Raw genomic sequence first — 13146 nt, forward strand, 5'->3', positions numbered from 1 at the left:
CGCCATCTCGCCTCCCACGTCTGCTCCGGTGGCCGCCCGGGTCACACGGCGGCTCCACGGCGATGGCCTGGCTTCCCGCCCGGACGTCCGTTATGCCCCCCGAGCAGGGGAACTTCTGCGCGGGCGGCATCACCCGCGGGCTGACGAGATGGCGGTCACGCTTGACCTCAATCCGGGTTCAGGTCGCAGGCTGACCGCATGCTGATCGAACTGCTCAGGGCCGAGGTACGGCGGGACGAACTGCGCCGTCCACCCCGTGCCGGCAACCGTCCGACCCCGCTCTGGCCGCGCCGTACTGCGGGCCTGCGGTGACCGCCACCGCCGCCCCGCCGGCACCCGCCGTCCCGGCTCCGGGCCTCTTCGCGCCCCGGCTGCGGGCCATGACGGTGGGCAGTGTCGCCCTGGTCTCGCTGCTGGCGTTCGAGGCGCTGGCGGTCGGCACCGCCATGCCCACCGTGGCCCGCAGCCTGGACGGGCTGGCCCTGTACGGGATCGCGTTCGGCGGCCCGTTCGCGGCCGGGGTGCTGGCCATGGTGGCCAGCGGCATCTGGTGCGACAGTCGGGGGCCGCGCGCGCCGATGTGGCACGGGCTGGTCTGGTTCGTGCTCGGGCTGGTGATCGCGGGCAGCGCCACGGCGATGGGGGCGCTGGTCGTCGGGCGGGTGGTGCAGGGGTTCGGTTCCGGTCTGCTTTCGGTGGCGCTCTACGTCATCGTCGGGCGGGCGTACCCGGAGGAACTGCACCGGAAGATCTTCGCGGCGTTCGCCGCCGCGTGGGTCGTACCGTCGCTGGTCGGGCCGGCGGTGGCCGGGCTGATCGTGGAGTACCTCGGGTGGCGGTGGGTCTTCCTCGCGGTGCCGCTGGTGGCGGTGCCGGCGGTGCTGCTGATCCACCCCGGCCTGCGGGCGGTCGGTCCGGCGACGCGGGCGGCGCGGCCGGCCGGCGCGGTGGCCCGGATCGGCTGGGCGTGCGGGGCGGGGGTGAGCGCCGCACTGCTGCACATCGGGGGACAGCAGCGTGGTATCGCCGCCGTCGCCGTCGTCGCCGTGGCGCTGGTCGGGTTGCTGGTCTGCGCGCCCCGGCTGCTGCCGGCCGGCTTCCTGCGGGCCGGCCGGGGTCTGCCGACCGTGGTCGGGCTGCGCGGCCTCGCCTCCGCCGCGTTCGTCGGCGCGGAGGTGGTGATCCCGCTGATGCTCTCCCGCGAGCGCGGATTCTCGCCGACCGCGGCCGGCCTGGTCCTCACCACGGGCGCGCTGGCCTGGTCGGTGGGGTCCTGGTTGCAGGGCCGGCTGCCGGTGCCGCGGTCCCGGGCCACCCTGCCGCGGGCCGGGCTGGCCTGCATCGCGGGCGGCACCGCGGTGGTCGCGCTGACCGTCGTGCCGGCGGTGCCGGTCCTGGTGGGGGTGCTCGGCTGGGCGGTGGCCGGGCTCGGCATGGGCCTGCTCTATCCGTCGCTGTCGGTGCTCACCCTGGAGTTGTCCGCCCCGGGCGAGCAGGGCCGCAACAGTTCCTCGCTGCAACTGGGCGACTCGCTCTTCGCCGCGACCGTGCTGGCGCTGACCGGCGCGGTGCTCGCCGCCGGCGCCGCCCCCGCCGCGGGCGACTACGCCGGGACGCTGACGGTGGCGTCCGGCCTGGCGCTGCTCGGCCTGCTGCTCGCCGGCCGGGTGGTACCGGGCCCGCGGTGAGCCGGCACACGGGCGGTCACACCGGATCGCTCGGCACCGTCACCGACCTGGACGCTCCCTCCCGGGGCGCCGGAGAAGGAGGACATCATGCGGGTGCTGGTCACCGGAGCGGGCGGCCGCCTGGGTCGGGCGGTGCTGCCCCGCCTGCTCGACGCCGGGCACGCGGTACGAGCCACCAGCCGTCGGCCGCGTACCGACCCGGCGACCGAGTGGGTGGTGGCGGACCTGGCGACCGGGCACGGGCTGGCCGAGGCGGTACGCGGCGTGAACGCGGTGCTGCACCTGGCCTCGTCGCCGAACCGGCGTACCCACCAGGTCGACGTCCTCGGCACCCGCGAGCTGGTCCGGGCCGCCGGGGCCGCCGGCGTGGGCCACCTGGTCTACGTCTCGATCGTCGGGGTGGACCGGGTGCCGATCCCGTACTACCGGCACAAGCTGGCCGCCGAGCGGGTGGTCGCCGCCGGGCCGGTACCGTGGTCGGTGCTGCGGGCCACCCAGTTCCCGCAGTTCCTCGACGACCTCCTGGTCGCGTCGAGCCGGCTGGGCCCGGTGATCGGCGACCGGGCGGTGCTCGCCCAGCCGGTCGACCCGGGCGAGGTCGCTGTCCGGCTGGTCGAACGGCTGGCCGCCGGCCCGTCGCGCGGCGTCGACGAGTACGGCGGCCCCGAGGTGCTCCGCTTCGACCAGGCGGTACGCGCCTGGAGGGCCGCCCGTCGGTCCCGCCGGCCGCTGCTGCCGGTACGGATCCCCGGCCGGCTCGGCCGGGCCCTGCGCTCCGGTGGACTGGTCACCGAGGCGGTACCGACGGGCTCCCGGACCTGGTCGGACCACCTGGCGGACACGTACGGGGGAACCCGGGCAAGATGAGAACCTTCCCTGTTCACGTTCGGCCTACCGTGACGCCATGTTCGCCATCGTCACCACAGTGATCCTCTACGTCGCAGGCTTCGTCTTCCTCTACGGCGTCATCCGGCTCGCGGTCCGGCACGCCATGGAGGACCTGGAGCTGCGCCGGGTCCAGGCCCAGCGGGCGGAGGAACTGGCCGCCGTGCGAGACCGCACCATGCTCCGCGAGAACGCCTTCCTCACCGGCAGCTGACCCGCTTCCGGTGCCGCCCGCCGACGTGGTCGGAGGGGGTGGCTGAGCGGCCGACCGCCGACCGGACGGGCCGTCCGGTGGGCGGGAGCGGGCGGGTGGTGCGAGGATCGCACCCGTGATGGGGACGCTGAAGACCGAACCCGCCCGCACCCGGCTCGATCTGCTGGCACCGCCGGTCGCCGCCGCGCTCGGGCAGTGGCCCGCCGACGCCCCGGTGGACGTCGATGACGTGCTGGTCGCGCCGATCGACGCCGACCTCGCCGACACCGCCGCCTTCTGCGCCGCGTACGGGGTGGGGCTGGACGAGTCGGCAAACTGTGTGGTGATCGCCGGCAAGCGCGAGGGAGTGGTCCGCTACGCGGCCTGCGTGGTGCTCGCCACCACCCGGGCCGACGTCAACGGGGTGGCCCGGCGGGCGCTGGACGTCCGCAAGGCGAGCTTCGCGCCGATGGCCGACGCGGTGGAGCTGACCGGCATGGAGTACGGCGGGATCACCCCGATCGGCCTGCCCGAGCAGTGGCCGATCCTGGTCGACGCCCGGGTGGTCGCCACCCCGCACGTGATCATCGGGTCCGGCGTGCGGCACAGCAAGATCGCGCTGCCTGGGCCGGCGCTCGGTGCGCTGCCCGGGGCGCGGGTGGTGGAGGACCTGGCCAGGCCGGCGTGAGTGATTACCGCCGTCGATACCGTTGCACGTGAAACATCACGTGCGTCGATGTGCTCGGCGTCCATCGAGGACGGCGACGTCAGTCGGTGCCCGACTCGCGCCGCCGCACCTCGGCCAGGGCGGCCAGCAGGGTCGCCGGCTCCTGGGCGCCGGTCACCGCGTACTTGCCGGCGAGCACGAAGGTGGGCACGCTGGTCACCCCGATCTGCCGGGCGGCCGCCAGGTCGGCGGTCAGCTCGGCCACCCGCTCGTCCGAGTCGAGGAACCGGCGCGCCTCGGCCGCGTCCAGCCCCACCTCGGCCGCCAGCGCGGCGAGCGCGTCCCGGGAGCCGACGTCCACGCCGTCGGTGAAGTGCGCCCGGTAGAGCGCCTCGACCAGCTCGCCGGCGCGACCCTGGTCGGTGGCCCAGGCGACCAGCCGGTGCGCGTCGAAGGTGTTCGCCGCGACGGCCCGGTCGAAGTCCAGCTTGAGGCCGGTCCCGGCGGCCACCCCGGTGACGTGCTCGGCCATCTGCCGGGCCCGGTCCGGCCCGCCGAACTTGGCGCCCAGCGCGTCGAGTAGCGGCTGCGGCTCGGGCACCGGCGACGGGTCGAGCTGGAACGGCCGGTAGCGGACGGTCACCTCGCCGTCGTACGACTCCAGCGCCTGCTCCAGCCGGCGCTTGCCGATGTAGCACCACGGGCAGACCACGTCGGCGTAGATCTCGATCTCCATGGTCGGGACAACCTCCAGGTCAGCTGGTCTGTTCCCGCACCTGGCGCTTGAGCCGGGCCAGGATGGCCGTGCCACCGCGCACCCGCAGCGGGCTGATCGCCTGGGCCAGCCCCATCCGCTGGTAGAGGTCGTCCGGCACGGCGAGCACCTCGTCCGGCTTCGCTCCGGCCAGCCCCTCGGCGAGGATGCCGGCGAAGGCCCGGGTGGTCGGCGCCTCCGGCGGGCAGTCGAAAAGCGTCTTGACGGTGCCCTCGGGCGTCACCCGGGCGCGCAGGAAGAACGCGGTCTGGCACTCCGGGACCTGCTCCATGCCCTCCCGGTCGGCCGCGTCCGGCGGCAGCGGCGGGATGACGTCGGCGTACTCCAGCAGCATCTCCAGCACCACGTCCCGGGGCGCGGCGGCGAACTCCTCGACGATCTCGGCCAGCCTGGCCGGCATGGATGACATGCCCCGAGGCTACGCCGTCGTCGGCGTACGCCGCCGCGCCGCCGGACACCCGGTCAGACGGTCGGCGCCTGCTCGCTGATCTCGCTCAGCGCCGACTGGGGGTCGAGCTGCATGGCCAGGTCACCGAGGGAGACGATGCCGACCAGCTTGCGCTCGCTGTCGCAGACCAGCACCCGGCGGATGCCCCGCTCGCGCATCAGCGTGGCCGCCTCACCGGCGCTGGAGTTCTGCTCGATCATCACCACCTCACGGGTGATGACCGAGCCGATGGTGGTGGTGGCCGGGTCGCTGCGCTCGGCCACCGCCCGCACCACGATGTCGCGGTCGGTGAGCATGCCGGCGAGGGTGGCGCCGTCGGTGACCACCACGTCGCCGATGTCCGCCTCCTTCATCACCTTGGCGGCCTCGTCCAGGGTGGTCTCCGCCGGCAGGTAAACGACCTGCTTGGTCATCACGTCAGCGACCCGGTAACCGGTCATCAGAGTCCTCCGAAACAACGTCCACCCGATCCACCTGCGGTACCCGGTGACGCGGTGGCTACACCCGTGCGGCTAGCGGGTCACCACGTCGCGCAGCCGGTCAACCAGCTCCGCCACCGGCAGTTCGGTGCGCTCGCCGGTGGCCCGGTCGCGCAGCTCGACGGACCCCTCGGCGAGGCGGCGGCCGACCACGACGGCGCGTGGGATGCCGACCAGCTCGGCGTCGGTGAACTTCACCCCGGCCGAGACGTGCGTCCGGTCGTCGACCAGCACCCGCAGGCCCGCCGCGGCGAGCTGCCCGCCGAGCTCCAGCGCCGCCGCCAGCTGCGGCCCCTTCCCGGCCGCCACCAGGTGTACGTCACACGGCGCGACCGCCGCCGGCCAGACGAGTCCCCGCTCGTCGTGGTGCTGTTCGGCGATCGCCGCCACCGCCCGGGACACCCCGATGCCGTAGCAGCCCATGGTGGGCCGGACCGGCTTGCCCTCCGGGCCGAGCACGTCGACGGAGAACGCGTCGGTGTAGCGGCGGCCGAGCTGGAAGATGTGCCCGATCTCGATGCCCCGCCGGATGGTCAGCTCGCCGGTGGCGCAGGCCGGGCAGGGGTCGCCGGGGCGCACCTCGGCCGCCTCGATGGTGCCGTCCGGGGTGAAGTCGCGGCCGCTGACCACGTTCACCGCGTGCCGGCCCGGCTCGTTCGCGCCGGTCAGCCAGGCCGAGCCCGGCGCCACCCGCGGGTCGACCAGGTAGCGGATGCCGAGTTTCGCCATGAGCTGCGGGCCGATGTAGCCGCGGACCAGCTCGGGGTGGGTGTCCCAGCCGTCGAAGACGTCCACGGTGGCCGGGGCGACCGCGGCGGCGACCCGCTTCAGGTCCACCTCGCGGTCGCCCGGCAGCCCGACCACCAGCAGTTCGGCCTCCTCGGTACCCGGCCGGCGGACGGTCAGCACCACGTTCTTCAGCGTGTCGGCGGCGGTCCAGTCGCTCCGGCCGCCCAGCCGGCGGGCGTTGGCCAGCTCGACCAGGGTGGCGATGGTGGGAGTCTCCGGGGTGTCGTGCGCCTCGGCCGGCGGGTGCGCGTCCGGGTCGCCGGCCGGCCCGGCGGGGGTGGTCACCGCCTCGGTGTTCGCGGCGTAGTCGCAGGCCGTGCAGCCGACGAAGGTGTCCTCGCCGACCGGCGCCGCGGCCAGGAACTCCTCCGAGGCGGACCCGCCCATCGCCCCGGACATCGCGTGCACGATGGTGTGCTCCAGCCCCAGCCGGTCGAAGATCCGCCGGTACGCGCCCCGGTGCCGGTCGTACGCGGCCTGCAGGCCCGCCTCGTCCAGGTCGAACGAGTAGGCGTCCTTCATCAGGAACTCGCGGCCGCGCAGCAGGCCGGCGCGCGGCCGGGCCTCGTCGCGGAACTTGGTCTGGATCTGGAAGATCGTCACCGGGAAGTCCCGGTACGAGGAGAAGAGGTCCTGCACCAGCAGCGTGGCCAGCTCCTCGTGGGTGGGGGCGAGCAGGTGGTCGGCGCCCTTGCGGTCGGCGAGGGTGAAGATGTCGTCGCCGTACTCCGTCCACCGGCCGCTGGTCCGGTACGGCTCCGCCGGCAGCAGCGCCGGGAAGTGCACCTCCTGGTCGCCGATTGCGGCCATCTCCTGACGGACGATCTCGGTGACCCGGTCCAGCACCAGCTTGCCCAGCGGCAGCCAGGTGTAGCCGCCCGGCGCGGCCCGGCGGATGTAGCCGGCGCGCACCAGGAGCCGATGGCTCGGCACCTCCGCGTCCGCCGGGTCCTCGCGCAGGGTCCGGAGCAGCAGGGTCGACATACGGAGCAGCATTGCCGCAGCTTAGAACCGGTGCGGTGCGGGCGGCGACCGCATTGCGGCGGGCGGCGTCGAGACTGACCCCGCAATCGGCTGCCGGGGCGGCAACCCGGGGACCCCGAGGTGACGTCTGGGAAGTCATCAACGACTACCCCAAGGATCGGCTCGTGTGGACCCTGCACTGAGTGAGTTCGACTCGTTCGTCCGGACCCGGACACCCGCCCTGCTGCGGTCGGCGTACCTGCTGACCGGGGACCAGCACCTCGCCGAAGACCTCGTCCAGTCGGCGCTGGCCCGGGCCCACCGGTCGTGGAACCGGCTGCACGACAGCGGCAACGCCGAGGCGTACACCCGCAAGATCATGTATCACCTGCAAGTGTCCTGGTGGCGACGCCGTCGGGTTCCCGAGTCGATGACGGGCGAGTTGCCCGAACCACGCGGAGGCGACTCGGCTTCCGACCACGCGAGCCAGACCACGCTGCGGCTCACCCTGCGGGCCGCGCTGGCCAAGCTCTCCGCCAAGCAGCGCGCGGTGCTGGTCCTGCGCTTCTTCGAGGACCGCAGCGAAGCCGAGGCCGCCGAGCTGCTCGGCGTCACCGTCGGCACCGTGAAGAGCCAGACCTCCAAGGCGCTGGCGAAGTTGCGCGCCGTCGCACCCGAGCTCGCCGAGCTGTACGTCCTGGAAGGAAGCGCCCGATGAACGACCAGCGTCTCCGGCTCGACCTGGCCGACCTGGCCGCGGAGGTCACCCCGGTCGACCTGCGGGACCGCGCGTTGCGGACGTCCCGCCGGATCGGCATCCAGCGGGCCGTGGCGACGTCCGCCGCGGCGGTGGTGATGCTGGCCGTGGCCACCGGCACCGCCTTCGCGATCCTGCCGAACCGGGGGACGGACCCGCTCCCGGCGACCACCCCGTCGGTCATCGCCAGCCCGTCGCCGTCGGCGCCCGCCACGCCCTCGGTCACCGACAGCCCGTCCGCGCCGGCCACCGGCGATCCGGCCGGACCCCCCGACACCGCGACGTTCGACCGGCTCCACTACGGCCCGGCCTCGGGCGACGCCGAGACCGCCCGGCTCTACTCCTGGACGCCGGGGAACACTCCGACCCGACGGCTCGCCCTGCCGTTCGGTGCGGCACGGGACAACGCCGCCGTCTCGCCGGACGGCCGCCGGGTGGCCTGGGTGGAGGACGGCGGCGCGCTCTGGACCTCCGCCCTCGACGGCTCCGGCAAGCGCAAGCTCCACGACCTGGTCGACAACATGTGCTGGTCGCCCACCTGGTCACCGAACTCCCGGCAGCTCACTGTGCGGTTGGGCGCGGCGGACGGCAGCTACGACAAGGCTGGTCTGCTGAACGTCTCGTCCGGCGCCTTCACCGAGGTGGCCGGCTTCCAGGGCTGCCACCCGGTCTGGGCGGCCGACGACACGGTGGCCTTCGCCGACGGCTCGAACGGCACGGTCGTCGTCACCGACCGGACCGGCACCGGGCGGCGCACCATCCCGGGCCTCGGCAGCAAGGGCAGCCGGTACGTCTGCTTCGACGTCGCCAGCATCTCGCCGGACGGGCGGCGGATCGCGCTGTTCCGGATCGACCGCGACGGCACCTACGGTGACGCCGCCCGCGACCTGGTGGTCAACGCCGTGCTCGACACCAAGACGGGCAGGGAGGTGACCTTGCCGCTGGGTGGCCGTGAACTGCGGCAGGCCTACTTCCAGGCGGACGGCTCGCTGGTGGTCCGGGTGCGCAGCGGCGGCAAGTACACAGTCATCCTGGTCGACGCCGACGGGAAGAAGGTCACCGAGCGGGCCGAGCCGGCCAGCCTCGCCGACATGCAGATCATCGGGGTCGGCGGCTGAGCAAGCCCACGTGCGCGCGGCCGTCCCGACGAGGGGCGGCCCGCGTCGGCTTCGTGCTGATCGAATCCAGCGGTCAGCTATCGGTATCGGGCTCGATCGCCGCGAGAAGCTGGTACATGGTCGACGAGGGATTGTCGTCGGGGATCACCGTTTGGTTCCTGGCATGTCGCTCATCGAGGGAGGCGGCGCGACGAGCCGCATCCTTGCGATGCGCCATGTAAGGCATGGCGTCTATCCGCTTGCCAGGCCGGCCGTCCAGCCGCCGGCTCATGCGTTCTGCCTCAGTGGTGTTGATGAAGGCGGTCTGCTCTTGGAAGTGAAGTATCAGCCACAGCTCAAAGCAGGGGTTGGAGACAGCCAGCCGAACTCCGTGGGCGGTAGCGAGACGGATCGCCTCGCCAAGGCGAGGATGGTTCTGCGGCCATTCGACGTCGAACACACACCAGCACTCGTCCACCTCTTCGTCCTCGTTCCGTGCCACGGCCCGCTGAACGAGCGTGATCGGTGCTCCCTGCCTGGGGTCGATCTCGACTGTCACTGCGGTGTTGCCGCGTACCTCGGGTAGGCTCTTGAGGGCGTTGATGTAGTCAGGTTCCGAAGCCTCGCCCTCGCAGAAGACGACGATTGTCCTGCGTTCGGGCCGTCTGGCGACCGGGCGGCGAAGGTCCTTCGCCCGGGTTCTTCTCGGTGCCATCTCAGCCGATCAGACCGAGTGCGCGGAGTACGCCGGTGCGGTCGACCTCAGGGAGCGCGCCGAATCTGCCGTGCAGGTACGCCCTCTCGAGGTTTTGTGATCGGCGGACTCGCTCACCGGCGAACTCTGCGAGGGCACCGAGGCGGGTCGAACCGTCCTGACCCTTTTCCGTCAGCCACACTTCGTCACGGTTGAGGTGGTTGAGCAGGCTCGTGTCGTGTGACGTGAAGACCAGCTGCGCGCCCGACGGGTTGGTGACAGGGTCGCAGAACAATCGGATCACCTCGGCGGAGAGGGTCGGGTGAAGACTGGCGTCCAACTCGTCGAACAGCAGGAGGGACCCTGTCTTCAGTGCGCCAAGTACCGGACCGATGAGCTGGAACCAGGTGCGGGTGCCCTCCGACTCAGCCGAAAGGTCGAAAGGGACCCGCTCGTTGGCGGCGCGATGCACGAGGCGGATCCGCCGCTGCTTGCGCACCCGGCCCGCCTCCGGGTCGACGCCCGGAAAGGCGACCTCATGTTCGTCGATCACCACGTCATCAATGCCGAGGTCCGCCATTCGCAGCAGGGCAAGCGCCTGGGCCCGGTCGGCCTTGAACTCGTCGCGGGGGTCGCTGAAGCCGGGTAGGACCGGCTGGTCGTTGCCGTCCGGTTCCTCGAACCAGCGCCGAGTCGTTGCGCCGAAGGTCGGCGAACCCAGCGACCGACGATTGATCCGTTGGCCGAAGGTCTGGATGTTCAGGATGAAACTGGCAAGGTCGGAGATGAGAGGCTCGTCGAACCGTCGTGCGATGGAGAGCGCCAACGCGCGGTCGGTCAGCAGCTCCCGCGTGCCGGACAGTCTCCCGAGGCCGCGTTGGAGCGTGAGATTGGTGCCTTCGCGCTCGAACACCCTCCGTCGCTTCTTCTCGGGATAGTGGAACAGTGCCTCGTAGCGCACCGCCTCGCGGTCAACCTCCACCACGTACTCGAAGCGCACGCCGCGGATGACAGCCTCCAGGGTGAACGCTGAGAATCGGTTGGGGCCGTCAGCGAAGGCGAAGGGCTCTACGGGCACTGCGTCATCCCAGAAGCGGAGTGACTCCCAGACGGCGTTCCGCAGCCACGTCATCGCCGCGATGACGTTTGACTTCCCGGAGGCGTTAGGGCCGAAGATCGCGGCGACCGACAGAAGACTTTCATTGATGTTGGGGACAGGACGTGCCGCGGGGCGGTCCTGGTCGATCGCGACCATGCTCAGCTCGACCGGGTCGAGGATCGACCGGAAGTTCGCAACCTCGAATCGGATCAGCACGTTTGTCCCCCCATCTAGGCTGCGATCATAGCCCCATTATCGTCAAGAACCTACGAAAACTGCTCCCTGTCGGCGCTCAAGGCGCAACAGTCGGCATCTTTGAACGTGGCGACGTCAGGCGTGCGGGCCGACGCTGACCGGGCCGATGGTCAGCGTCGGCCGGCCCTCCAGGATCTCGCCGACCCGCTCGACCTGCGCCTCCAGCGCCCGCCGGGTCGCGGCGCGCAGCGACGTCACCGGCTCCACCGTGACGTGGATGGTGCGGCCGGAGCGGCGCTGGTGCCACACCCCGGCGACCATCCCGTCCACCAGCAGCACCGGATAGTTGCCGGCCTGGCCGCGGGCCAGCGCCCGCTGCCCGACCTCGCCAGGGAAGAGCAGCTCACGGGGATGGCAGCCGACCTGGTACACGTCGAAGTACGGCAGCAGCCGCACCCCGCTCGGGCCGTCCGGCGGGAAGTGGGTGTCGCCGGCCGCCACCCAGGCCGGGGTGCCCTGGACGGTGACCTGGTCCAGGTCAAGCGACGCGAACAGGTCCGCCGCCCATCGCCGGGGCACCGACAGCCACTGCGCGAAGTGCGCCGAGGTGGCCGGCCCGTACGCGTACAGGTAGTGGCGGACCAGTTCGGCGAGCGCGGCCGGTTCGGCCATCGGAGTGAATCCGGGCAGCCAGCGCGCCGGGCTGGTGTAGGTGCTGGTGCGGCCCCGGTTCGGGCCGAAGCACATCGCCCCACGGCGGGTGGCGGCCTCCATCGCGGCGATCCACCGCGGCCACTTGTCCTGGAACGCGTCCAGCACCCGGTCGCCGGCCCACGGGCCGGTGCGGGCCACCACCTCCTCGGTCAACTCGGCGGTGGTCAGTTCGGCGTCGCGCAGCGCGTCCGCGATGGCTGCCACCACCTGATCGGTCTGCTCCGGGCTGAGCAGGGTGCGGGCCTGCTCGTGCGGCCGCGCCGGTATCGCGGAGAGCGCTCCGGTCCACATCGGCAGGTCAGCGGCGGCGAGCAGGTGCACGGTGCCGCGCGGCCCGCGCGTCTTGACCAGCGTGCGGTCCGTCCACAGGGCCTGCCGCACGGTGGTACGGGTGGCGCCGGCGACCCGCAGCCCGATCGACAGTTCGGCGGCCGAGGCGACCTGGGCGTGCGCGCCGCAGATCGCGGAGACCACACCGGCCACCGCGTCCGCCGGGCCGGCCGCACCCGCCGGACCGGCCGGGGTGGCGAGGGCGTGCCGGTGGAGCCGGCGGGCGCAGACCTGCGACCAGGTCAGCTTGGTCATCGCAGCTTCCCGAAGAAGGTCCGGATGTCGGCCGCGTGCGCCTGCGGTTCCTCCATCGCCACGAAGTGGCCGCCGGGGTTTCCCTCCGGCCAGTGGATGATCGTGTTGTGCCGCTCGGCGAGGCGGCGGATGAGCGCCGGGCCGCCCCCGTAGACGCCGCTGGGCACCCGGGCCTGCCCCTTGGGCCAGGTGAACGAGGTGTTGTCGTACATGAACCAGGACGAGGTGCCGGCGGTGCCGGTCAGCCACCACAGCGTCGCGTTGGTCAGGATCTGGTCGCGGGCGATGGCCTGTTCGGGGGTGTCCGCCGTGACGGTGAACTCCTTGAACTTCTGCACCAGCCAGGCCAGCAGCCCGACCGGCGAGTCCTGCCAGGCGTACGCGAAGGTCTGCGGCGCGGCCCGCAGCAGCGTGTGGTGGTCGACGCCGCCGCTCATCCACTGCTGCATCTCGGCCCAGAGGGCCCGCTCGCTGTCGCTCATCCCGGGCACGTCGGCCTCGGTGGGGAAGCCGAACCCGCCGTCGATGTGGACGCCGGCCACGTGCTCAGGATCCACCACTGCCACCTCCGGCGCCACGTACGCGCCCAGGTCGCCGCCCTGCGTGCCGTACCGGTGGTAGCCGAGGCGGCGCATCAGCTCGGCCCACATCCGGGCGACCCGGTTGACGGTGAAGCCGGTCTCCGGCGGGGCCTGGGAGAAGCCGAAGCCGGGCACCGACGGCACCACCACGTGAAAGGCGTCCGCCGGGTCGGCCCCGTACGCCCGCGGGTCGGTCAGCGGACCGATCAGCTCGGTGAACTCGACGATCGAGTTCGGCCAGCCGTGGGTGAGGATCAGCGGCAGCGCGTCCGGCTCCGGCGAGCGGACGTGCAGGAAGTGCACGTCCAGCCCGTCGATCTCGGTGACGAACTGGGGGAACTCGTTCAGCCGCGCCTCCTGCGCCCGCCAGTCGTAACCGTTGGCCCAGTGGTCGGCCAGGTCGCGCAGGTAGTCCACCGGCACCCCGCGGCTCCAGCCGTCGCCGGGCAGCTGCCGGGGCCACCGGGTGCGGGCGAGCCGGTCGTGCAGGTCGTCGAGGTCAGCTTGCGGGATGTCGATCCGGAAGGGGGTCATGCG

General features: G+C 72.5%; 14 protein-coding genes. 6 read left to right on the top strand and 8 right to left on the bottom strand.

The window, feature by feature from the left end; genetic code table 11:
• The first annotated feature begins 308 nt into the window (after positions 1–308).
• The 4 genes from FHX32_RS09570 to FHX32_RS09585 all read left to right on the top strand — a co-directional run bounded on the left by FHX32_RS09570 (position 309) and on the right by FHX32_RS09585 (position 3454).
• A complete protein-coding gene (locus tag FHX32_RS09570) occupies positions 309–1688 on the top strand; it encodes an MFS transporter (protein ID WP_486480981.1) in 1380 nt (459 codons plus the stop codon).
• An 87-nt stretch (positions 1689–1775) separates the two neighbouring features.
• On the top strand, positions 1776–2555 hold the full coding sequence (locus FHX32_RS09575; protein ID WP_167180379.1) for an NAD(P)H-binding protein: 780 nt from the start codon (positions 1776–1778) through the stop codon (positions 2553–2555).
• 37 nt (positions 2556–2592) lie between these two features.
• Positions 2593–2787: a hypothetical protein gene (locus tag FHX32_RS09580; RefSeq protein ID WP_167180380.1), complete on the top strand. Its 195-nt coding sequence runs from the start codon at positions 2593–2595 to the stop codon at positions 2785–2787.
• A gap of 118 nt (positions 2788–2905) precedes the next feature.
• Complete coding sequence (locus FHX32_RS09585) at positions 2906–3454, top strand: YbaK/EbsC family protein (protein ID WP_167182495.1); 549 nt, start codon at positions 2906–2908, stop codon at positions 3452–3454.
• 79 nt (positions 3455–3533) lie between these two features.
• Here FHX32_RS09585 and FHX32_RS09590 read toward each other — a convergent pair whose 3' ends face one another.
• The 4 genes from FHX32_RS09590 to FHX32_RS09605 form a co-directional block, all read right to left on the bottom strand.
• Complete coding sequence (locus FHX32_RS09590; RefSeq protein WP_167180381.1) at positions 3534–4169, bottom strand: DsbA family oxidoreductase; 636 nt, start codon at positions 4167–4169, stop codon at positions 3534–3536.
• A 19-nt stretch (positions 4170–4188) separates the two neighbouring features.
• Positions 4189–4617 carry a SufE family protein gene (locus tag FHX32_RS09595; protein WP_167180382.1) on the bottom strand — a complete coding sequence of 143 codons (429 nt, stop codon included), beginning with the start codon at positions 4615–4617 and terminating at the stop codon, positions 4189–4191.
• A 53-nt stretch (positions 4618–4670) separates the two neighbouring features.
• On the bottom strand, positions 4671–5096 hold the full coding sequence (locus tag FHX32_RS09600) for a CBS domain-containing protein (protein ID WP_167180383.1): 426 nt from the start codon (positions 5094–5096) through the stop codon (positions 4671–4673).
• Between the two features lie 72 nt (positions 5097–5168).
• Positions 5169–6920, bottom strand: a complete 1752-nt coding sequence (locus FHX32_RS09605) for a proline--tRNA ligase (protein ID WP_167180384.1) — start codon at positions 6918–6920, stop codon at positions 5169–5171.
• A gap of 154 nt (positions 6921–7074) precedes the next feature.
• Here FHX32_RS09605 and FHX32_RS09610 point away from each other — a divergent pair, with 154 nt between their 5' ends.
• Together FHX32_RS09610 and FHX32_RS34455 are read left to right on the top strand one after the other, a co-directional pair.
• Positions 7075–7605: a SigE family RNA polymerase sigma factor gene (locus FHX32_RS09610; protein WP_167180385.1), complete on the top strand. Its 531-nt coding sequence runs from the start codon at positions 7075–7077 to the stop codon at positions 7603–7605.
• Complete coding sequence (locus FHX32_RS34455; protein ID WP_208418024.1) at positions 7602–8762, top strand: hypothetical protein; 1161 nt, start codon at positions 7602–7604, stop codon at positions 8760–8762. The genes FHX32_RS09610 and FHX32_RS34455 overlap by 4 nt, the downstream gene beginning before the upstream one ends.
• Positions 8763–8835: 73 nt before the next feature.
• On the opposite strand, the gene FHX32_RS09620 is transcribed toward FHX32_RS34455, so the two are convergent.
• The 4 genes from FHX32_RS09620 to FHX32_RS09635 form a co-directional block, all read right to left on the bottom strand.
• Positions 8836–9456, bottom strand: a complete 621-nt coding sequence (locus FHX32_RS09620; RefSeq protein ID WP_167180386.1) for an RloB family protein — start codon at positions 9454–9456, stop codon at positions 8836–8838.
• A gap of 1 nt (position 9457) precedes the next feature.
• Entirely contained in the window at positions 9458–10750 is a 1293-nt protein-coding gene (locus FHX32_RS09625) for an ATP-binding protein (protein WP_167180387.1), read from the bottom strand.
• Positions 10751–10864: 114 nt separating this feature from the next.
• Positions 10865–12028 (bottom strand): winged helix DNA-binding domain-containing protein, encoded by a 1164-nt coding sequence (locus FHX32_RS09630; protein ID WP_167180388.1) that lies wholly within the window; start codon positions 12026–12028, stop codon positions 10865–10867.
• Complete coding sequence (locus FHX32_RS09635) at positions 12025–13143, bottom strand: epoxide hydrolase (protein WP_167180389.1); 1119 nt, start codon at positions 13141–13143, stop codon at positions 12025–12027. The genes FHX32_RS09630 and FHX32_RS09635 overlap by 4 nt, the downstream gene beginning before the upstream one ends.
• Between the last annotated feature and the right edge of the window lie 3 nt (positions 13144–13146).

This window comes from Micromonospora sp. CNZ280, assembly GCF_011759515.1.